Below are 19,691 nucleotides of genomic sequence, written 5' to 3'. Positions count from 1 at the left end.
CGACGTCTGTGGTTCCGGGGGCCGGCCTTCTGACCGCCGGACTGAACGCAAGCCCGTCACCTGCGAACGGTGGCCCGGCGGCGATCGGCACTGGCGGGGGTCAGCGGATGAAAGGGGTGGCCGGGTCGGGGACGTCGGACAGTAGGCGGCGGGTGGTGGACAGGCCCCAGTCGTCGAGGTCGGCGATGCGGTCGGAGGACGCCCGCAGGCCGCCGTACCGTTCGACCACCCGGGCCCACTCCTCGCGGCGTTCCACCGCGGGCCGGGCGATCAGGCAGTCCGGGTCGTTCACCCAGAACCGGCCGTGCTGCCAGGCGCGGCCGACCGTGGTCGTTGCCGCGGCATGCTGGGACGGGCGGGACATGTCGCCGCCCGCCGGCTCGTACCCCGGGTCGACGTCCGGGGAGACCCGCATCGCGTCGAGCAGGCCGACGCTCGGCAGGATCGGCGCGCCGCAGCCCAGCAGGTACGCGTCCGGGCCGACCGCCTCGCGGATCACGGACAGGCCGTGCCGGTAGGCGTCCAGGCCGCCGAGCGCCCCCGCGTAGAGGAAGTCCAGCTTGAAGTAGTCGAAGCCGTACGACCGGAGCGCCCCGAAGATCTCCCGTAGGTGGTCCTCCGCCCGCGCGATGTCGAGTCCCCGCAGGTCCTGGTCCCAGTTGTGGCCCGCGTCGCCGGTCAGCCAGTCCGGGTGCACCCGGGAAAGGGCGCTGCGGGCGCCGATGAGGAACGGGGCGACCCAGATGCCCGCCCGGCGTCCCGCCTGGCGGATGCGGTCGGCCAGGCGTTCGAGGGATGCGAACCGGCCCGAATAGGCGAGCCAGTCGCCGATCTCGGCCTGCCAGCCGTCGTCGATCTGGATGACGTCCACGGGCAGGTCGTGCCTGCCCACGGCGTCGAGGTTCTCCAGGACGTCGTCCTCGGTGACCGCGCCGAAGTAGTGGTACCAGGAGCACCAGGCCGTGGGCGGGAGGCGGGGCGGGCGCGCGCCGGTGAGGGCGGCGAAGCCGTCCGCCCACGCGGCGAGCGCCGTCTCGAGCGGGCCGTCGAAGACCGTCTCCTCGATCTCGCCGTCCGGGTCGATCACCAGTGCCCCGGCGGCGTACGTCGCCCGGATGGACGGGACCTCCGTACGGCCGTCGAGCGCGGCGTACACCCGGATCGGGCCGCCGTCGCCCGGGTCGACGGCGAGCAGGCCCTCGCCCTGGAAGCCCCGCTCCGGGCCGGGGCGGTCCGGGCGCCAGCACATCGTCTGCATCACCGGTTGGACCGGACGGTGGCTCGTCCCCGTGACCGGGTAGGTCGTCGTGGGGCTCCAACTCTGCCAGCCGTGCTCGTACACCCGTCCCTTGTCGGGATCAACCTTTGGTCGCGCCACCGGTGAGGCCCTTCACGAAGTGCTTCTGCAGTGCGAGGTAGAAGATCAGCACCGGCAGCGTCGCCAGGAACATCAGGGCGAACACCGTGCCGAAGTCGGCCTGGTACTGCCCGATGGCCCGGTAGATGCCGGTGGTGATCGTGGTGCCCTGGCCCGGCCCGAGGATCACCAGGGGGTCGATGAAGTCGTTCCAGATCCACACGCCGAGGAAGATCAGCACGCTGGCGGTGGCGGGGCGCAGCAGCGGGAAGACGATGCGCCAGAAGATCTGGAACCGGCCGGCGCCGTCCATGGCCGCCGCCTCCTCCAGCTCGACCGGGATCGACCGGGTGAAGCCGGTGAAGACGAACACCCCGAACGGCACGTAGTAGCCGACGTTGAACAGCACGAGGCCCTGGATCGTCGTCATCAGGTGGGCGAACCGCAGCACCTGCGTGATCGGGATCAGGATGACCTGCGGCGGGATCATCAGGCCGCACAGGAGCAGCAGGGTGAGCCACCGGCCCCACCGGCTCTTGCCGCGGGCAAGGTAGTGCCCGAGCATCGACGACAGCACGGTCAGGATGATGATCGACAGTGCGGTGACGACGATGCTGTTGGTCAGGCTCACCCAGAACAATCGGTCGGGTCGGGTCAGCACGGCGGTGATGTTGTGCAGCGTCGGCGGGATCGGCAGTGACGCGGGCGACTTGGCGATCTTCGGGCCGGGCTTGATCACGTTGACGCACACGACGTACAGCGGCACGAAGAAGATCGCCGCGACGGCGGTCGCCACGAGCGGCCGGATCGAGCGCCTCACATCGACACCTCGCGTTTCTGCAGGATCCGCAGGGCGACCGCGGCTGCGACGGCGACGATCACCAGCATCACGATGGCCATCGCGGAGGCGTAGCCCTCGCGGTTGGCGTTGAAGCCGGTCTGCAGCACGTTGAAGGCGATCGTCGCGGTCGTGCCGGTGCCGGGGCCGCCGTTCGTGATCACCTGGATGTGGTCGAAGGCCTTGAACCCGGTGATCAGCATGACGATCGTGTTGATCGTCAGGGCCGGGGCCAGCAGCGGCCAGGTGATCTTCCGGAAGCGTTCCATCGGTCCGGCGCCGTCGATCTCCGCCGCCTCGTGCAGCTCCTGGGGGATGCCCTGCAACCCGGCCAGGTAGACAACGACGCAGAAGCCCAGCATCTGCCAGGACAGGATCGCGCCCACGGAGTACAGGGCGTACGACGGGTCGGACAGCCAGCCGGGCGGGTGCGAGAAGCCCACTCCGCGCAGCGCCTGGTTGATCAGGCCGTCGTCGGCCAGCAGGCGGGTCCAGATGATGCTGACGACGACCGAGCTGAGCACGACCGGCGTGAAGAACACGCTGCGCAGCGCGTTGTAGAGCCAGCCCCGGCGGTCGAGCAGCAGGGCGACGGCCAGGCCGAACACGTTCGGCACGATCACCACGATGAGGGTCAGGATCGTCGTGACCTTCAGCGAGGTGAGGAACTCCGAGTCGGTGAACAGCTGCTTGTAGTTGCTCAGGCCGACGAACCTCGTCTTCGGGCCGAACGGGTTGTAGTTGGTCAGGCTGTACCCGACGCTGACGGCGATGGGCGCCAGGACGAAGCAGACGTAGACCAGCACGCCCGGTGCCCCGAACGACAGGAAGTGCCAGACACGCGGCCAGACCGGCCGCCGGCGGCGGGGGACCGCCGGCGAACCGGTCCGCGTGGGCGGACGCGCCACATCGACCGCCACGTCAGGAGGCCTTCTGCCATTCGGAGTCGAGGAACTTGCCGACGTCGGCCGCGCTCTTGCGACCCGTCACCAGGTCGCCCATCGAGGTGCTCCACTTGTCCACGACGCCGGGCAGCATGCCGTCGTCGCCGGCCTCGAAGCCGAACGCCGGTACGACCGCGTGCTGGGTCTCGGCCTGCTTGAACAGGTCGTAGCCGGTCCTGAAGGCGGGACCGGAGTTCGCGGGCGGGGTGTAGCCCTTGATCGCCGGGAAGAGGCCGTCGTTCTTGGTGGAGGCGTCGAGGTTGGTCTTGTCCAGCTGGTAGGCGAGCGCGAACTTCTTGGCCGCCTCCAGGTTCTTGGCGTGCGAGCTGACCAGGAGGCCGCCGCCGGTGAAGGCCGGGACTACGGGCTTGCCGTCGTCGGAGGGCCAGAAGAACTGGCCGATGTCGAAGGGCGGCTTGCTCTTCGGGTCGTCGGCGGCCGCGGCGAACCAGTTGCCCATGGCGTACATCGCGCCCTTGCCGGCCAGGAACGCCGACTGGGTCGCGGCGTAGTCCTGCGACAGCATCCGCTTGTCGATGTAGCCCTTGGAGGCGAGGTCGGCGAGCTTGCCGGCGGCCTTCACGTAGTCCGGGCCTGCGAACTTCACCTTGCCGGCGCGGCGGTCGTGCATCCAGTCGGGGTTCTTGGCGTACAGGTCCGTGCCGAGGATGCCGGCGAACGTCGGGCCGAGCGCGTCGTGAATGTCCTTGCCGCCGCCGACCACGAACGGCGTGATGCCCTTGGCCTTGAGCTTGTCGGCGTCGGACATCATCTCGGCGTACGTCTTCGGCGGGGAGGCGATGCCGGCCTTGGCGAACAGGCTCTTGTTGTAGTAGACGACCGGGATCGTCTGGGTGTTGGCCGGGAGCTGGTAGATCTTGCCGTTCACCGCGCCGTTGTTCGGATAGGTGAAGTCCTTCAGCTCGTTCGGCTGCCAGGCGTACAGATTGCCGGACTCGGCGAACCCGGCCGGCGAGATGGCGACCATCACGTCCGGGAACTGCCCGGAGGTGAGCAGCTGCTTGGCGTACGCGGTGCGGTCCTGTGTCGGCGAGACCAGCTTCTTCACCGAGATGTCGGGGTACCTGTCGGTGACCCGCTTGATCGCCGCGTCCCACACCTGCGGGGTCATGTTCGGCGTCTCGAACACCAGGAAAGTGATCTGCTTCTTGCCCTTGCCGCCGCCACCGCCGGAGTCGTCCTTGACCGAGCATCCGGTCATCGCGGCGAAGGCGAGCATGGCCGACGCCCCCAGAGCGATGATTCTCTTCACTGTGTCACCCTTCTCCGCCAGGACAGCGGGTGACTAAGACATCCGACCATTCGACCCACTCCGCCCGCAAAACGCTCGTCGTTTCACGACATGGCACATATTGGTAGGACCATTTCATACTTGTGGCGGAGGTCACTGTCAAGGGTTATTGGAAAGGTCCCTGCTGAATTCGGCCGCGTGCGGTCACCCGGCGGCGCGCAGGCGGCGGGCCGCGTCCTCCGGGTGGACGTCGTTGACGAACGCGCCCATCGCCGCCTCCGAGCCGGCGAGGTGCTTCAGCTTCCCTGCCGCCCGCTCGAGGGGCGCTTCATCCCTGGTCCTCCGCGGTCCGTGCCGGCCCGGCGTCGACGACCACCAGCTCGCCGACCGTCTCGGACAGCCCCTTGCGGGCGTCGTCGCCGATCCCCGCGTCGGTGACGAGCACGTCGGCGTCGGCCAGCCGCGCAATCGTGCTCAGGCCCACGGTGCCCCACTTGGTGTGGTCGGCGAGGACGACGAGACGGCGGGCCGCGGCCACCATCGCCCGGTCGGTCTCGGCCTCCATGAGGTTCGGCGTGGTGAACCCGGCGCGGGTGCTCATGCCGTGCACGCCCAGCAGCAGCAGGTCCACGTTGAGGGACCGGATGGCGCTGAGCGCCACCGGGCCGACGAGCGCGTCCGAGGGGGTGCGGATGCCGCCGGTGAGGACGATCGTCTGGTCCGCGCGGGCGGCGCGGTGGAAGACGTCGGCGATGCGCACCGAGTTGGTGACCACCGTGAGGTCCGGCACGTCCGTCAGGTGGTTCGCGAGGGTCCACGTGGTGGTGCCGGCGGACACGGCGATCGCCGTGCCGGGCCGTACGAGCTCGGCGGCGCGCCGCGCGATGGCCTCCTTCTCCTGCCGCTGGCGCACCGACTTGGCCGCGAAGCCGGGCTCCTCGGTGGAGGCGGTGCCGACCGTGGTGGCGCCCCCGTGCACCTTGGTCACGAGGCCGCGCTCGGAGAGCACCTCCAGGTCGCGGCGGATCGTCATGTCGGAGACGCCGAACTCCCGGACGAGGTCGGCGACGCGAACGCCGCCGCGCTGCTGGACCAACTCGAGGATGGCCTGCTGCCGCTGCTGGGCGAGCATCGTCCTCCCTTCACGCGTCAGGGCATCGCGGGCAGCCTCCCCCTCGAACCGACAGATGTCAACACCACCCAACACGTTATCGAATCGAGTCTTGTTGGTTCGTGTTGAGAATGATACGAAGCAATCACTTGGTAACTGTACGGAAATCTCGGGGGCAGCCGGACCAGACCAGCACCGGAAGGAAGGCAGAGCTTTGGCGCGTACACGCACAGTCGGCGGCGCCCTCATCGCGATCGCCGTCGCCCTCGGCCTTACCGCCTGTTCGTCAGGCAAGGAGAGTACCTCCCCGAACGCGAGCAAGAAGGTCTCCGGAAAGATCTCGATCGCCTACCTGCAGAAGCAGGGGGACCAGCAGTACTTCATCGACGAGGCGCAGGGCGCCCAGGCCAAGGCCAAGCAGCTCGGCAACGTCGACGTCAAGGTCGTCAACCTCGGCAACGACACCAACAAGGCCGTCTCGGAGACCCAGGCGGCGATCGCGCAGAAGGCGACCGGCGTGATCATCGTGCCGCCGGACCCGGCGGTGGGCCCCCAGATCGTCCAGACGGCGGCCGCCGCCAAGGTGGCCCTGCTGTCCAGCGACGACCAGATCTGCAAGAACGGCACCGACCCGTCGAAGTGCCCCAAGGACCAGCTCGTGCCCCGCGTCGGCTTCTCCGGCACCCAGATGGGCACCCAGGTCGGGCAGCGCGCCGGCGAGGAGTTCAAGAAGGCGGGCTGGAAGGCGGCCGACACCGCGATCATCGCCGCGTGGAAGCAGGACGTGACCGTGTGCACCGACCGGGTGGTCGCCGCGCAGACGGCGTTCGAGCAGGCCGCCGGCACCAAGGTCCGCGTCGTCAAGGTCGGCACCGACAACACCCCGCCCGACGCCCAGACCAAGACCGCGGCGGCCGTGTCCGGGAACCGTTCGGTCAAGCACTGGGTCGTCTGGGGCTGCAACGATGAGAACGTCTCCGGCGCCGTCAACGCGATCCAGAACGCCGGGTACAAGGCCGCCGACATCGACGGCGTCGGCCTCGGCGCGTACCTCGCCTGCAAGGACTGGGGCTCCGGCAAGCAGACCGGGATGAAGGCCGCGCTGTTCATCAACGGCTACGACGTCGGCGGGCTCGCCGTCCAGACCATGGTCGACTACCTGCGGGGCGGAAAGGCCATGCCCCAGGAGGCCTTCGCCCCGACCAAGATGGTCGACCCGACCAACTGGCAGCAGTCCGGCGTCAAGTGCACCTGACCCCGTGCCTGACCAAGGCACCGGAGCCTCGCCACGTGCCCGCCCCGGCGCGGACGCGAGCGCCGCGCCCGCGAAGCCCTGACCGCCGACGTCGGCGGGGCGACGCTCGTCCGTCTCATCGTCACCGATGGCGGCGACGGCAACAACAGCGACCACGCCGACTGGGCCGACGCCCGCATCACCTGCACCTGACCACCACGCGGGGCGGCCCCCGGGCCGCCCCGCCGTCCGGCCGCCGGCCGGGGGAGGAGGCCGCATGACGGAACTGCGCGCCGTGGGCATCTCCAAACGGTTCGCCGGGGTACGCGCCCTCGACGACGTGACGCTGGACTTCCCCGGCGGGGCCGTCACCGCTCTCATGGGCGAGAACGGCGCGGGGAAGTCCACCCTCATCAAGATCATCAATGGTGACCACCTGCCGGACCGCGGGCGGGTCGTCCTCGACGGCGCGCCGCTCGCCCTGCACGCCCCCGCCGACGCCCGGCGCGCCGGCATCCGGGTGATCCCGCAGGAACCCGAGATCGTGCCGCACGTGTCGGTCGCCGAGAACGTCTACATCGGCGCGCTGCCCCGCAAGGCGGGCCGGGCGCTCGACCGCGTCGGGCTGCGCGCCCGCGTCCGCGCGGACCTGCGTCGGCTCGGCTTCGAGCGCGTCCTCGACCCCGACACGCTCGGCTCGCACCTCACGCCCGCCCAGCGGCAGCTCGTGGAGATCCTGCGGGCCCTGACCACGGACGCGAAGGTCATCGCGTTCGACGAGCCGACCTCGTCGCTGTCGGAGAACGAGGTCGAGGCGCTGTTCGCACTGATCCGGCGGCTGCGCGAGGAGGGCCTGGCCGTCATCTACGTCTCCCACCGGATGCAGGAGATCTTCCGGCTCGCCGACCGCATCGCCGTGCTCCGCGACGGCGGCCTGGTCGGCGTCCGCGACGTCGACCGCACCGACGAGGCGGAGATCGTGCGGATGATGGTGGGCCGCGACCTGTCGGACATGTTCGCCCGCGAGCACGGCGCCACCGACGAGGTCGTCCTCGAGGTCGACGCCGTCACCACCGACGACGTACGCGACGTCAGCCTCAGCGTGCGGGCGGGCGAGGTGGTGGCCCTGGCCGGACTGGTCGGCGCCGGCCGGTCCGAGCTCGCGGGCGCGATCGTGGGCGACCTTCCGATCCGCTCCGGCCAGGTCCGCGTCGGCGGCCGGCCCGTGCGCCTCCGCCAGCCCCGCGACGCCGTGCGGGCCGGCATGGGGTACGCCCCGGAGGAGCGCAAGGCCCAGGCCCTCCTCCTGGAGCGCTCGGTGCGCGACAACACCTCCCTCGTCGTGCTCGACCGGCTGCGCCGGTTCCGGTTCGTCCGGCGTGCCGAGGAACGCCGCCTCACCCGGGAGTACGTCGACCGGCTGAACGTCCGCACCCCGGACATCGAGCACGAGGTGCGCAAACTGTCCGGCGGCAACCAGCAGAAGGTCGTCCTGGCGCGCTGGCTCGCCCGCAGGCCGAAGGTGCTGATCCTCGACGAGCCCACGCGCGGCATCGACGTCGGCGCCAAGGCCGAGATCTACCACCTCATCGACGACCTCGCCCGCGCGGGCGTGGCCATCCTCGTCATCTCCTCCGAGCTCCCCGAGGTGCTGGGGCTGGCCGACCGCATCGTCGTCATGCAGAACGGCCGCGTCACCGGAGAGCTCGACCGCGCCGACGCCACCGAGGAGGCCATCCTCGAACTCGCCATGGCCGAGGACCTGTCCACGACCGCGCAGGAGGAAGACCAATGACCAGGACGACCACTGCCCGCGAGCCGGTGGACGCCGAGCCCAAGGACGGGGCGCCGCGCCGGATCCTGACCGCGATCGGCCCCCAGAACATCAGCCTGGTCGCCGCGCTCATCGTCGTGGTCGCCATCTTCACGTTCCTGAACTCCGGCTACCTCACCTGGTCGAACGTCCAGGTCATCGGCGAGGCCGCCACCGTCGCCGGGCTGCTGGCGGTGGTTCAGACCGTCGTCATCATCTGCGGCGCGATGGACATCTCCGTCGGTTCCCAGGCCGGCGTCGCCTCGGTCATCTCGGCGATGGCGTTCATGTCGACGGGCCACAACCCGCTGCTCGGGATCGCCGCCGCGATCGGCGTCGGCGTCGTGGCCGGGCTCGTCAACGGCCTGGTCATCGTTTACGGCCGCGTCAACCCGGTGATCGCGACGCTGGCCACCCTCGCCGCGTACAAGGGCATCGCCCAGCTGATCTCCGGCGGTCGCGCGCAGGGCTTCGTCCTCGGCGACGACCTGTTCATCTTCATCGCCCGCGGCCGCATCGCGGGGCTGCCGGTGCAGGTCTGCATCCTGCTGGTGGTCGCGCTGGCGATCCACCTGATGCTCAAGTACACCGACATCGGGCGCAACATCTACGCGATCGGCGGCAACGACACCGCCGCGCGGCTCGCCGGCATCAACATCAACAAGTACCTGATCGCGGTGTACGCCCTGGCCGGGATCATCGCCGCCCTCGCCGGGATCATCCTCACCGCCCGGACCGGCTCCGGGCAGCCCACGAGCGGCAGCGAGGGCCTGGAGCTGCAGTCCATCACGGCGGCCGCGCTCGGTGGCGCGGCGCTGAAGGGCGGCAAGGGCGGGGTCGCCGGCACGCTGCTGGCGGTGCTCCTGCTCGGCGCCCTCAACAACGGCCTCAACGTCGTGGGCGTCAACACCTTCTGGCAGAACGTCGCCCAGGGCGCCCTCCTTGTCATCGCCGTCATCATCCAGCAGCGCCGTACGGGCGAGCGGGCGGTCGGCCTGCCCACCTGACCCCGTGCTGGTGCGCTTATCCCGAGGGCATGGGGTAGGCATGTCTCATCGCCGATCTCAGGAGGAGAGACATGCTCGGACTGCCGGACGGGGTCACGGCCCTGCTGTTCGACATGGATGGGGTGCTGACGCGCACCGCCACGGTGCACGCCGCGGCGTGGAAGGCGATGTTCGACGAGTTCCTCCGGCAGCGGGAAGGGCCCTCGTTCCGGCCCTTCGACCCCGTGAAGGAGTACGACGAGTACGTCGACGGCAAGCGCCGGGAGGACGGGACGCGGTCGTTCCTCGAGTCCCGCGGCATCACGCTGCCCGAGGGATCGCCGGACGACCCGCCGGGCGCGCCGACGATCGAGGGGCTGAGCAAGCGGAAGAACGAACTGGTCCTGCGCAAGCTCGCCGAGGACGGCGTGGAGGTCTACCCCGGCTCGGTGCGCTACGTGCGGGCCGCTCGTGAGGCGGGCATGCCGACCGCGGTCGTGTCCTCCAGCGCCAACACGGCGCAGGTCCTGGACGCCGCCGGCATCGCGGACCTGTTCGACGCGCGGATCGACGGGCTGACGGCCAAGGAGCGCGGGCTGGCGGGCAAGCCCGCGCCCGACATGTTCCTGGCCGGGGCGGAGGCGCTGGGCGTGCCGCCGTCGCGGGCGGTGGTGTTCGAGGACGCGCTGGCCGGCGTCCAGGCGGGCCGCGCGGGCGGCTTCGGCTTCGTCGTCGGAGTCGACCGGATCGGCCAGGCCGCCGAGCTGAAGGAGCACGGTGCCGACATCGTCGTCAAGGACCTGGAGGAGCTCCTGGGCGGCGACGACGCGCCGGCCGGGCGGGACGGACGGGGGACCGCATGATCCGGCAGGCCGCGTACACGGTCGAACCGTGGTGCGTCCGCGAGCAGACCCTCGACCTGGACACCCTGGCGCAGAGCGAGTCGGTGTTCGCACTGTCCAACGGCCACATCGGCCTGCGCGGGAACCTCGAGGAGGGCGAGCCGCACGGGCTGCCCGGCACCTACCTGAACTCGGTGTACGAGCTGAGGCCGCTGCCGTACGCCGAGGCCGGCTACGGCTACCCCGAGTCCGGGCAGACGGTGATCAACGTCACCAACGGCAAGCTCATCCGCCTCCTCGTCGAGGACGAGCCGTTCGACGTCCGCTACGGCGAGCTGCGCTCCCACGAGCGGGTGCTGGACTTCCGGGCCGGCACCCTGACGCGCAACGTCGAGTGGATCTCCCCAGCGGGGGACTCGGTGCGGATCCGCACGGTCCGGCTGGTCTCGCTCGTGCAGCGGGGCGTCGCGGCGATCCACTACGAGGTCGAGCCGGTGGACCGGCCCGTACGCGTCGTCGCGCAGTCCGAGCTGGTCGCCAACGAGTCACTGCCCGACCTCGGCAGGGACCCGAGGGCCGCCGGGCGGCTGGAGTCCCCGCTGGTGGGGGAGGAGTCGGTCGCCGACAAGGACACCGCCGTCATGGTGCACCGCACCCGTCACAGCGGGCTGCGCGTCGCCGCGGCGATGGGCCACGAGATCGAGACGCCCGACGGCACCATCACCACGGAGAGCTTCGAGGACGTCTGCCGCTACACGGTGGCCACACGCCTGCAGCCGGGGCAGCGGCTGCGTATCGTCAAGTACATCGCCTACGGCTGGTCCAGCCGCCGGTCCCGGCCCGCCGTGCATGACCAGGTGATCGCCGCGCTCGCCGCCGCGAAGATGTCCGGTTGGGACGGCCTCGTACGGGAGCAGCGCGAGTTCCTCGACGACTTCTGGGCGGGCGCCGACGTCGAGGTGGACGGCGACGCCGAGGTCCAGCAGGCGGTGCGGTTCGGCCTGTTCCACACGCTGCAGGCCGGTTCCCGCGCCGAGCGCCGCCCGATCCCGGCGAAGGGCCTGACCGGCCCCGGATACGACGGCCACACGTTCTGGGACACCGAGTCGTTCGTGCTGCCGCCGCTGACCTACACCCGGGCGGACGCCGCGGCGGACGCGCTGCGCTGGCGGCACTCGACGCTCGACCTGGCCAAGGAACGCGCCGAGCAGCTCGGGCTGCGCGGCTCCGCGTTCCCGTGGCGGACGATCGGCGGCCAGGAGTGCTCCGGGTACTGGCCGGCCGGGACGGCGGCGTTCCACATCAACGCGGACATCGCCGACGCCGTCATCCGCTACGTCGGCGCTACGGCGGACGAGGACTTCGCCCGCGACGTCGGGCTCGAACTCCTCGTGGAGACCGCACGGCTGTGGCGCGCCCTCGGCCACCACGACGCCAAGGGGAGGTTCCGCATCGACGGCGTCACAGGCCCGGACGAGTACAGCGCGACCGCGGACAACAACGTCTACACGAACCTCATGGCCCAGCGGAACCTCCGCGCCGCCGCGGACCTGGCCGAGGAGTACCCCGAGCAGGCGCGCCGGCTGGGCGTCACCGAGGAGGAGACGGCGGAATGGCGCGACGCCGCGGCCGCCGTGGTGATCCCCTACGACAAGCGGCTCGAGGTGCACCCGCAGAACGAGGGCTTCACCCACCACGCGCGATGGGACTTCGAGAACACCCCGCCCGACCACTATCCGCTGCTGCTCAACTATCCGTACTTCGACATCTACCGCAAGCAGGTCGTCAAGCAGGCGGACCTCGTGCTGGCCATGCACCTGCGCGGGGACGCCTTCACCGAGGACGAGAAGCTCCGGAACTTCGTCTACTACGAGGGCCTGACCGTACGCGACTCCTCGCTGTCGGCCTGCACCCAGGCGGTCATGGCAGCCGAGACCGGACATCTCGAACTCGCCCACGACTACCTCGGTGAGGCCGCGCTGATGGACCTGCGCGACCTGGAGCACAACACGCGCGACGGGCTGCACATCGCCTCCCTCGCCGGGACCTGGAACGCGCTCGTCGCCGGGTTCGGCGGGATGCGCCAGCACACCGCTCGGCTGACCTTCGCGCCCCGGCTGCCTCCCGGGATCTCGCGGCTCGCGTTCCGGATGAGGTTCCGGGGGCGGCGGCTGAAGGTCACCATCGGCCACGACGAGGCGGTCTACGAGCTCCTGGGCGGTGACCCGCTGGAGATCGAGCACCACGGGCGGCCGGTTCGGCTCAACGGCGGCGCGGTGCGGCTCGACGTCCCGGTGCCACCGCGCCGTCCCGGCCCGGCACAGCCACCCGGCCGCGAGCCCGCCCGCCGTGACACGACGGGCCGGTAGCGAGCTTCCGGCCGGTCGGCGACGAGCCCTGAGGCGGTCGCCGACGGGCCGCGAGGCGGTGCGGTGACGAGCGGAAGACGGGCCGGTGGCAGGACCGGCCCGGCGGCCTCCCGATGCGAAGGAGCCGGATCTGTGTGATCATCACCACAGGTGGGGGAAGGAGGGCTGCGTGGACGTGCGTCAGATGCGGTACGTCCTCGCCGTCGCACAGACCGGGAGCGTGCGCCGGGCGGCCCAGCTGCTGAGCGTCGCGCAGCCGACCCTCTCCCAGCAGCTCGGCATCGTCGAGCGGGAGGTGGGCGCGTCACTCTTCGAGCGGACGGCGCGCGGCATGCACCTGACCCCGGTCGGCGAGGTCTTCGCCGCCCAGGCGGAGGCGGTCCTCGGCGTCTTCGACCACGCGCTCGAGGCGGTGGCCGATGCGGCGGCGGGCGACGTCGGCGGGTTCCGGCTCGCGGTCGCCGACGGGCTGTCGGACATCGTGCGGGCGGTCCTCGGAACACTGCGCGGCCTCGAACCGGACGTACGCGTGCGGATGACCCGGATGCGCACCGCCGAGCAGGTCGCGCAGATCGTCCAGGGGGACGTGCAGGCGGGACTGGGCTACCGGCCGGTGCCCGCCGCCGAAGGGGTCTCCCGCCTGGTCGTCCACCGGGCTCCGATCCGCGCGCTGCTGCCGCGCGACCACGCGCTGGCCACCCGGGAGGCGATCTCGCTGGCGGACCTCGCCGAAGAGCCGCTGGTCCTGCCGAGGACGGCCGAGGCGGCCCGCTTCGTCGACCAGTTCGTCGGGCGCGGCCTGCATCCGAGGTTCGGTCCGGCCGCATCCGGCCATGATCTGGTCCCCGCGCTCGTCGCGGCGGGAGAGGGCTACACCCTGTGCGTCCGGGCGACGGCGCAGGTGCCGCCGGGACTGGTGTTCCGGCCCGTCCTCGAGCCGATGCCGCCGATCGAGGTCGTGCTGCTGTGGCGCCGTGACGCCGGCGGAGGACTGCCGGCGCTGGTGGCGGCCGCGCGCCACCTCGGCCACTGACCGGGTGGTGCCGCCGCCTCAGAGGGTGGCGTCGGAGTTGGCGGGGATCGTGGCCTTGATCGGGCCGGTCAGCTCGTTCAGCACGTCGCCCGGCGGGGAGTACTTGACCGGCACCGTCACCTCGACGTACGCGTGCCGGCCGACGGCGGTGAACGTGACGGGGCGGTCCGGCGGCTGTGGCAGCCAGGACACGCCGTTGATCACGGCCAGCTGGGACGTGAGATGCAGCCCCGCCGGGCGCGGGACGCCACAGCGCACCGCGATGGCCGGCGATCCCCACGCGGTGACAAGGTCCGAGCGCGGCGTGGTCGCACGGCGCTTCAGGCCGTGCAGGCGTTGCGGCAGCCGGTCGTGCAGCGAGCGGCACAGCGACGCCACCGACGCCGGCGGCTGGGGAACGGGCACCTCGACCTCGCCCGCACCGCACCCGGCCGAGAACACCGACAGGGCCGCCACGAACGGCAGCACCCGCCCGAGTGACCGGCCGCCCGCTGCCGGGGAGCGTCCAGTGGTGCAGACTGGCAGCGGGGAGGGCACCGGCGTCAGATGTGGACGATGGGGCAGGTCAGGGTTCGCGTGATCCCCTCGACCGACTGGATCTGGGCGACGACGAGCTTGCCGAGCTCATCGACGTTGTTGGCCGAGGCCCGGACGATGACGTCGTAGGGCCCGGTGACGTCCTCGGCGAGGGTGACTCCGGCGATTCCGGAGATCTCCCGGGCCACGTCGGCCGCCTTGCCGACCTCGGTCTGGATGAGGATGTAGGCCTGCACCATCACGTCCTCCCTGAAACGGCCATCAGCGGTTACCGTATCGCGTCTTGATCGGAGGTGGGTCATCACCATCGGGGAACTCGGCGAGTTCCGATTGATCGCCCGAATCACCGCACGCCTGGGCCAGGGGCCCGGCGTCGAACTGGGGCCGGGGGACGACGCCGCGATCGTGCGCGTCCCCGGCGGGCGCGTCGTCGCGACGACCGACCTGCTCATCGAGGGCCGGCACTTCCGCCGTGACTGGTCCCCGCCGTACGACATCGGGCGCAAGGCCGCCGCGCAGAACATCGCCGACGTCGTGGCGATGGGCGCCCGGCCGACCGCCCTGCTCCTCGGGTTCGGCGCTCCCGCCGGGACGGAGCTGGACTGGGTCGACGCGCTGTGCGACGGGCTGCGCGACGAGTGCGCGCAGGTCGGCGCGTCCGTCGCCGGAGGTGATGTCGTACGCGGTGAGTCCGTGCTGCTCGCGGTCACCGCCCTCGGCGTCCTGGACGGCCCCGCCCTCACCCGTTCCGGCGCCCGTCCCGGCGACGTCGTCGCCGTGGCCGGCCGGCTGGGGTACGCCGCCGCGGGTCTGGAGCTCCTGTCCCGTGGACTGCGGGAGCCGGCCGACCTCGTCGATGCGCACCGGCGCCCACGGCCGCCGTACGCCACGGCGCTGCGCGCCCGGGATCTCGGGGCGACCGCGATGCTCGACGTCAGCGACGGGCTCGTTCAGGATCTCGGCCACATCGCGGATTCCGCCGGGGTACGGATCGAGATCGACGGCTCGGCCGTGCCGGTGCCACCGGTGCCGGACGGACTGCGGCTGGCGCTCACGGGCGGTGACGACCACGCGTTCGCGGCGACGTTCCCGCCGCGGACGGCGCTGCCCGGCGAATGGCGGACGATCGGGAGGGTGGTGGAGGGACCCGCCGAGGTCGTCGTCGACGGAAGGACATACGGCCCTGGCGGATGGGACCATTTCCGCCTGCCGTAGCGGTGAGTTGTCGCAGTTCACATTCGCGGTCTGGTAGGCATGGGTCGTGTGCTTTTGGTATACATCCCGAGACCGGAGAGGGACGGGATGGGGCGACATACCAGGAAGTCGGAGGACGGCTCGTGGGCGGATGAGGGGGACGACCGCCCAGGCCGGAACTGGAGGCTCGGCAAGATGCCGCTCATGCCGACGGTCGCCGGTGTCCTGGCGATCGGTGCGGTCGTCTCCGCCGTCAGCACGCAGCAGATCTCACTGAACTTCGCGGGCGGCACGCCGTCCGGCGGCGCGTCACCGATCGTGACCGTATCGGGCGGGCCGGAGAGTCCATCCGGTAAGCGCACGGCCCGCAACGACGCGTCGCAGAGCGGCCGGGTCAGCCGCGGCACGGGCCGCTCCGGGCCGGCCGTCACCGTCCGGACGACCTCGGCCTCGGCGCACGGGTTCCAGGGCGAGGCGACGATCGTCAACCACGGCGCGACGGCGGTCAATGGCTGGACGCTCGTGCTGCGGTACGCCCAGGCGCGGATCACCGCCGCCTCGGGCGGCAGGGCCGTCCGCACCGGGGCGACGCTGATCGTCCGCAACCCCGTGGCACGGCCCTCGATCGCTCCGGGCCGGACGGTCACGGTGCGGTTCACGGCCACCGGGACGGGCACCGCGCCATCCGGCTGCACCTTCAACGGGAAGTCCTGCCGACCGTAGAGTTGACCGCATGACCACACCGCCCCGGGTCCTCACGATCGCCGGCTCCGACTCCGGGGGCGGCGCGGGCATCCAGGCCGACCTCAAGACGATGCTCGCCCTCGGCGTCCACGGGATGAGCGTGATCGCGGCGGTCACCGCGCAGAACTCCCTGGGCGTCCAGGGCTACTGGGAGCTGCCTCCCAAGGCCGTACGCGCGCAGCTCGACTCCGTCCTGTCCGACATCGGGGCGCAGGCGGTCAAGACCGGCATGCTGGCCTCCTCCGTGCTCGTGGAGACCGTGGCCGAGGCGCTCGCCGACGTCGACGTCCCCATCGTGGTCGACCCCGTGGGGGTGTCCAAGCACGGGGACGCTCTGCTGGCCCCGGAGGCGGTCGGTGCGGTCCGTGGGGCGCTCCTCCCGCTCGCGACCGTCGTCACCCCGAACCTCTGGGAGGTCGAGCAGCTCACCGGGGTCAAGGTGGAGGATGAGAGCGGGCTGCGCCGGGCCGCGGAGGCGGTCAAGGAGCTCGGCCCGCGATGGGTGCTGATCAAGGGCGGTCACCTTCCCGGCGACCCGGTCGACCTGCTCTTCGACGGCACGACGGAGCACCGGTTTCCCGGACGGCGGCTCGACAACATGCACACCCACGGCACGGGATGCACGCTCGCGTCGGCCATCGCCTCGCACCTCGCGCGCGGGGAGGAGGTCATCACCGCGGTCGGCCGCGCCAAGGAGTACATCACCGGCGCCATCGAGCACGGCTTCCCCCTGGGAGGCGGCATCGGCCCGGTCGACCATGCCTGGGAGTTCCACCGCGCCCGCCCGACCGCACGCCCCTGACGCGGCGAGCCGCGCGGGACACCACCGTGCTCGTGCCGCCGCACGGCCCCTGCCGCGCCGTCCGGTCGCGAGGCCCTGGCATGGGGCCTGGGCCGTGACCCTCGGCCGTACGGCCCGGACGTGCGGGGGTCCCGCGTGCGTCACGCGGGACCCCCGTGGCGGGAACGGTGTTCCGGACCGGTTGGCGCCGTTCCCTGGGTCTTTCAGGCGATCACTCGCCCGGGACCGGTCATTAGCAGCCCCAGTCTCCGTCGTCCCAGCCCCAGTCTCCGTCGCCCCAGCCTCCGTCGTCCCAGCCCCAGCCCCAGCCGTCGGTCGTGATGTGGCTGAAGACGTGGCCGCTCACGGCGTGGTGAGGTGCGGTGGTGACGGCCTGGGCGCCGGCCGGCGCGGCCGCACCCAGGGCGAGGGCCGTCGCTCCGGCGAAGGCCGTTCCTGAGATGGCAAGGGCCATCCGCTTCGGAATTCTCATGGAAGACCACCTCTCTGAGGTTGATCGACGGGACAGGGCGGTTACACACGCTAGGCAATTAGCCCGATATGCGGTGCTATCCACCTCCACTCGACCTCGCATCGCACGTCGAATCAACCCATAGTCCGCAAAAGGATGAGATTTCACCTTGGCTTGGCGGGAGCTCAGCATGCGCTTTAGCGGCCCTGGTGCGGCGGGCGCCACGGCCGGTGCTCGCCCGGCGCTCGGTTCGGTGGCTCGGCCCCCTGTACCAGGGGCTTCGACCCTGCCGCGTCGGCGCGTCAAGACGGTGAAGATCGTAAATAAAGAGTGTCGCGGGATGCGCCCAGTGTGGGTCAAATATGGCATCGCGAGGGTTTAGGCGGTTGATTCCGATGGGCGGACGTTGTCGAGTTGGACTCGGGGTAGGAGGACAAAAGGGGCCAATTCCCCGAGTGCGGCGGGTAAGAGCGCGGAGTCACGCCCGACGCGAGGAGGTGTTCTTCATGCGCAGAGCGAAGAGGCCGGCGGTCGCCATGGTGGGACTGGCTGTCGCCGGAGCCATGGCGCTTGCCTTCGATGCGGCCGGCGCGACGAGTGCGTTCACCACGACGACCACGCCGCATCACGTCGTCGCCGGGCACACCGGTGACGGATGCGACAACTGGGGAGACTGCTGGGACACGTGGGGAGGGGGCGGCGACAGTTGGTGACCGCCCTCGCGCCACCCGAAGCGATCACGATCCGGTCCGGGCCGGCCTCGCATCGGTGGCAGGCGCCCATCCATCCCGAGCCGAGGGCATCGACGGGCTGCGAGCGTGTGTCGAGGGCCTTGACGGGCTGCGAGGCGAGCTTGAGGGCCTTGACGCGCCGCGAGCGTGTGCTGAGGGCCTTGACGGGCGGCGAGGCCGAGCCGACGGCCTCGGGCGGGATCAGGTGACCGGAACGATCCTCGCGTCGAGGAGGCGGCCCTCGTCGATGTCGAGCAGGCCGATCGTGCCGTGCGGCTGGCGCCGGCGGTCGGTGGGGGATCCGGGGTTGAAGATGCGCAGCCCCTCGCCGGTCTCCTCCAGGGGGATGTGCGAGTGCCCGAAGACGACGAGCCGCGCCTCCGGGAACCGGCGGCGCATCCTGGCGAGTCGGCCCTTGGCGGGACCGCTGTCGTGGATCATCCCCACCGGGAGCCCGGCCGGCTCGAACTCCAGGGTCTCCAGAGCGCCCCACGCCGCGACGTCCGCGCCGTCATTGTTGCCGCGCACGACGCGTACGGGCGCGTAGGCGGAGAGCTCGTCGAGGACCGAGGGGACGCAGACGTCCCCGGCGTGCAGGATCAGGTCGGCGTCGCGCAGGTACGCGGCCACCGCGGGCGGGCAGCCCCGCCATCGCCGGGGAGCGTGCGTGTCGGCGAGCGCCACGACTCTCATGCGTCGCATGATGCCCGGACCCGGTCGGTGCAAGCGGGTGCGTGCGGCGGCGGCCCGGCCGGCCTGGAGGCCGGTGGGCGCGGTGCATGTGGGCGTGCGTGGCGGCGGCCCGGCCGGCCCGGCAGGGACGGCGGCGACCGCATTCCCCGCGTCGCCGGAGCCGGAGCCGCGAACGGGCCGGCCGCGCCGGCTCCACGACGCGGCGACCCGGCGTACGGCAAAGCGAACGGCCGGTCCGTGTGGAGCGGACCGGCCGTTCAATGTGCCCGGTGAGAGCACAGTCCAGGGGCGCCTCGCGGCGCTCGGGATCGTGGCGTCAGCGCGCGGCGGGCCGGGTGACCTTGCCGGCCTTGATGCACGACGTGCAGACGTTGATCCGCTTGGTGGTGCGGCCAACGACCGCTCGCACCCGCTGGATGTTCGGGTTCCAGCGGCGAGGGGTGCGGCGGTGCGAGTGAGAGACGCGCATGCCGAACCCCGGCCCCTTGCCGCAGATCTCGCAGACGGAAGCCATGGGATGCGCTCCAAAGTGTTTGGAAGGGAAGCCCGTAAGTTCGGGCGCTCGTCAAAAGGGTCCCCGACGGGACCCACGGTCAAGACTAGCCGACGCCCGCCCGAGGAGGCGAATCGACCGCGCCTCCGCGTGGAGGCGACGGCCCGCAGGTGGCCGCCCCGGGAGGGGAGACCGCCGTGTCGGCGGCAGGGATCCATCGTACGCGGTGGAGTGGGCCATGCCGTGTCCGGTAAGTCTAAGGTTGGC

20 protein-coding genes and 1 pseudogene are annotated in these 19,691 nt (G+C 71.3%); 11 read left to right on the top strand and 10 right to left on the bottom strand.

Annotation, left to right across the window (positions count from 1 at the left end; translation table 11 throughout):
- Positions 1 to 100 precede the first annotated feature (100 nt).
- The 5 genes from NE236_RS40775 to NE236_RS40750 form a co-directional block, all read right to left on the bottom strand.
- Positions 101 to 1,378: a glycoside hydrolase family 36 protein gene (locus NE236_RS40775; RefSeq protein WP_252847663.1), complete on the bottom strand. Its 1,278-nt coding sequence runs from the start codon at positions 1,376 to 1,378 to the stop codon at positions 101 to 103.
- Complete coding sequence (locus NE236_RS40770) at positions 1,359 to 2,177, bottom strand: carbohydrate ABC transporter permease (RefSeq protein WP_252847662.1); 819 nt, start codon at positions 2,175 to 2,177, stop codon at positions 1,359 to 1,361. The genes NE236_RS40775 and NE236_RS40770 overlap by 20 nt, the downstream gene beginning before the upstream one ends.
- Positions 2,174 to 3,115 carry a carbohydrate ABC transporter permease gene (locus tag NE236_RS40765; protein ID WP_252847661.1) on the bottom strand — a complete coding sequence of 314 codons (942 nt, stop codon included), beginning with the start codon at positions 3,113 to 3,115 and terminating at the stop codon, positions 2,174 to 2,176. The genes NE236_RS40770 and NE236_RS40765 overlap by 4 nt, the downstream gene beginning before the upstream one ends.
- 1 nt (position 3,116) lies before the next feature.
- Positions 3,117 to 4,412 carry an ABC transporter substrate-binding protein gene (locus NE236_RS40760; RefSeq protein WP_252847660.1) on the bottom strand — a complete coding sequence of 432 codons (1,296 nt, stop codon included), beginning with the start codon at positions 4,410 to 4,412 and terminating at the stop codon, positions 3,117 to 3,119.
- A gap of 307 nt (positions 4,413 to 4,719) precedes the next feature.
- A complete protein-coding gene (locus NE236_RS40750) occupies positions 4,720 to 5,523 on the bottom strand; it encodes a DeoR/GlpR family DNA-binding transcription regulator (protein WP_252847659.1) in 804 nt (267 codons plus the stop codon).
- Between the two features lie 193 nt (positions 5,524 to 5,716).
- Between NE236_RS40750 and NE236_RS40745 the strand changes: the two genes are divergently transcribed.
- The 7 genes and pseudogenes from NE236_RS40745 to NE236_RS40720 all read left to right on the top strand — a co-directional run bounded on the left by NE236_RS40745 (position 5,717) and on the right by NE236_RS40720 (position 13,779).
- Positions 5,717 to 6,757: a substrate-binding domain-containing protein gene (locus NE236_RS40745; protein ID WP_252847658.1), complete on the top strand. Its 1,041-nt coding sequence runs from the start codon at positions 5,717 to 5,719 to the stop codon at positions 6,755 to 6,757.
- 69 nt (positions 6,758 to 6,826) lie between these two features.
- A pseudogene (locus NE236_RS45435) lies at positions 6,827 to 6,949 on the top strand (NPCBM/NEW2 domain-containing protein); the annotation flags it as partial.
- Between the two features lie 64 nt (positions 6,950 to 7,013).
- On the top strand, positions 7,014 to 8,531 hold the full coding sequence (locus NE236_RS40740; RefSeq protein WP_252847657.1) for a sugar ABC transporter ATP-binding protein: 1,518 nt from the start codon (positions 7,014 to 7,016) through the stop codon (positions 8,529 to 8,531).
- Complete coding sequence (locus NE236_RS40735) at positions 8,528 to 9,556, top strand: ABC transporter permease (protein ID WP_252847656.1); 1,029 nt, start codon at positions 8,528 to 8,530, stop codon at positions 9,554 to 9,556. The genes NE236_RS40740 and NE236_RS40735 overlap by 4 nt, the downstream gene beginning before the upstream one ends.
- 71 nt (positions 9,557 to 9,627) lie before the next feature.
- A complete protein-coding gene (locus NE236_RS40730) occupies positions 9,628 to 10,398 on the top strand; it encodes an HAD family hydrolase (protein ID WP_252847655.1) in 771 nt (256 codons plus the stop codon).
- Positions 10,395 to 12,746, top strand: coding sequence for a glycoside hydrolase family 65 protein (locus tag NE236_RS40725; RefSeq protein ID WP_252847654.1), 2,352 nt, complete (start codon positions 10,395 to 10,397; stop codon positions 12,744 to 12,746). Before NE236_RS40730 ends, NE236_RS40725 begins: the two co-directional genes overlap by 4 nt.
- 169 nt (positions 12,747 to 12,915) lie before the next feature.
- On the top strand, positions 12,916 to 13,779 hold the full coding sequence (locus NE236_RS40720) for a LysR family transcriptional regulator (protein WP_252847653.1): 864 nt from the start codon (positions 12,916 to 12,918) through the stop codon (positions 13,777 to 13,779).
- A gap of 18 nt (positions 13,780 to 13,797) precedes the next feature.
- On the opposite strand, the gene NE236_RS40715 is transcribed toward NE236_RS40720, so the two are convergent.
- The gene (locus tag NE236_RS40715; RefSeq protein WP_252847652.1) at positions 13,798 to 14,247 is read right to left on the bottom strand and encodes a DUF3515 domain-containing protein; all 450 of its coding nucleotides are present in this window, start codon (positions 14,245 to 14,247) and stop codon (positions 13,798 to 13,800) included.
- Between the two features lie 74 nt (positions 14,248 to 14,321).
- Positions 14,322 to 14,555: an Lrp/AsnC ligand binding domain-containing protein gene (locus NE236_RS40710; protein WP_252847651.1), complete on the bottom strand. Its 234-nt coding sequence runs from the start codon at positions 14,553 to 14,555 to the stop codon at positions 14,322 to 14,324.
- 61 nt (positions 14,556 to 14,616) lie between these two features.
- Here NE236_RS40710 and NE236_RS40705 point away from each other — a divergent pair, with 61 nt between their 5' ends.
- The 3 genes from NE236_RS40705 to thiD all read left to right on the top strand — a co-directional run bounded on the left by NE236_RS40705 (position 14,617) and on the right by thiD (position 17,056).
- Positions 14,617 to 15,531 (top strand): thiamine-phosphate kinase, encoded by a 915-nt coding sequence (locus NE236_RS40705; protein WP_308209218.1) that lies wholly within the window; start codon positions 14,617 to 14,619, stop codon positions 15,529 to 15,531.
- Between the two features lie 183 nt (positions 15,532 to 15,714).
- Positions 15,715 to 16,233 (top strand): cellulose binding domain-containing protein, encoded by a 519-nt coding sequence (locus tag NE236_RS40700; protein WP_252847649.1) that lies wholly within the window; start codon positions 15,715 to 15,717, stop codon positions 16,231 to 16,233.
- A 10-nt stretch (positions 16,234 to 16,243) separates the two neighbouring features.
- A complete protein-coding gene (gene thiD / locus NE236_RS40695) occupies positions 16,244 to 17,056 on the top strand; it encodes a bifunctional hydroxymethylpyrimidine kinase/phosphomethylpyrimidine kinase (protein ID WP_252847648.1) in 813 nt (270 codons plus the stop codon).
- A 232-nt stretch (positions 17,057 to 17,288) separates the two neighbouring features.
- On the opposite strand, the gene NE236_RS40690 is transcribed toward thiD, so the two are convergent.
- Positions 17,289 to 17,528, bottom strand: a complete 240-nt coding sequence (locus NE236_RS40690; protein WP_252847647.1) for a hypothetical protein — start codon at positions 17,526 to 17,528, stop codon at positions 17,289 to 17,291.
- Positions 17,529 to 18,013: 485 nt separating this feature from the next.
- Between NE236_RS40690 and NE236_RS40685 the strand changes: the two genes are divergently transcribed.
- Positions 18,014 to 18,220, top strand: coding sequence for a hypothetical protein (locus NE236_RS40685; protein ID WP_252847646.1), 207 nt, complete (start codon positions 18,014 to 18,016; stop codon positions 18,218 to 18,220).
- Between the two features lie 219 nt (positions 18,221 to 18,439).
- On the opposite strand, the gene NE236_RS40680 is transcribed toward NE236_RS40685, so the two are convergent.
- Positions 18,440 to 18,931 carry a metallophosphoesterase family protein gene (locus tag NE236_RS40680; protein ID WP_252847645.1) on the bottom strand — a complete coding sequence of 164 codons (492 nt, stop codon included), beginning with the start codon at positions 18,929 to 18,931 and terminating at the stop codon, positions 18,440 to 18,442.
- 316 nt (positions 18,932 to 19,247) lie between these two features.
- Positions 19,248 to 19,445: a 50S ribosomal protein L28 gene (gene rpmB / locus NE236_RS40675; RefSeq protein ID WP_252847644.1), complete on the bottom strand. Its 198-nt coding sequence runs from the start codon at positions 19,443 to 19,445 to the stop codon at positions 19,248 to 19,250.
- Between the last annotated feature and the right edge of the window lie 246 nt (positions 19,446 to 19,691).

The organism is Actinoallomurus purpureus, assembly GCF_024055795.1.
Lineage (GTDB): Bacteria > Actinomycetota > Actinomycetes > Streptosporangiales > Streptosporangiaceae > Actinoallomurus > Actinoallomurus purpureus.
Note: the sequence above shows the minus strand (reverse complement) of the source record. Positions and strands in the feature narration are given on the sequence as shown.

Coding starts and splice junctions, on each gene's coding strand:
- NE236_RS40750 (WP_252847659.1), bottom strand. CDS start 5,523: ATGCTCGCCCAGCAGCGGCAGCAGGCCATCCTCGAGTTGGTCCAGCAG.
- NE236_RS40740 (WP_252847657.1), top strand. CDS start 7,014: ATGACGGAACTGCGCGCCGTGGGCATCTCCAAACGGTTCGCCGGGGTA.
- NE236_RS40735 (WP_252847656.1), top strand. CDS start 8,528: ATGACCAGGACGACCACTGCCCGCGAGCCGGTGGACGCCGAGCCCAAG.
- NE236_RS40730 (WP_252847655.1), top strand. CDS start 9,628: ATGCTCGGACTGCCGGACGGGGTCACGGCCCTGCTGTTCGACATGGAT.
- NE236_RS40725 (WP_252847654.1), top strand. CDS start 10,395: ATGATCCGGCAGGCCGCGTACACGGTCGAACCGTGGTGCGTCCGCGAG.
- NE236_RS40710 (WP_252847651.1), bottom strand. CDS start 14,555: ATGGTGCAGGCCTACATCCTCATCCAGACCGAGGTCGGCAAGGCGGCC.
- NE236_RS40700 (WP_252847649.1), top strand. CDS start 15,715: ATGCCGACGGTCGCCGGTGTCCTGGCGATCGGTGCGGTCGTCTCCGCC.
- thiD (WP_252847648.1), top strand. CDS start 16,244: ATGACCACACCGCCCCGGGTCCTCACGATCGCCGGCTCCGACTCCGGG.
- NE236_RS40690 (WP_252847647.1), bottom strand. CDS start 17,528: ATGAGAATTCCGAAGCGGATGGCCCTTGCCATCTCAGGAACGGCCTTC.
- NE236_RS40685 (WP_252847646.1), top strand. CDS start 18,014: ATGCGCAGAGCGAAGAGGCCGGCGGTCGCCATGGTGGGACTGGCTGTC.
- NE236_RS40680 (WP_252847645.1), bottom strand. CDS start 18,931: ATGAGAGTCGTGGCGCTCGCCGACACGCACGCTCCCCGGCGATGGCGG.
- rpmB (WP_252847644.1), bottom strand. CDS start 19,445: ATGGCTTCCGTCTGCGAGATCTGCGGCAAGGGGCCGGGGTTCGGCATG.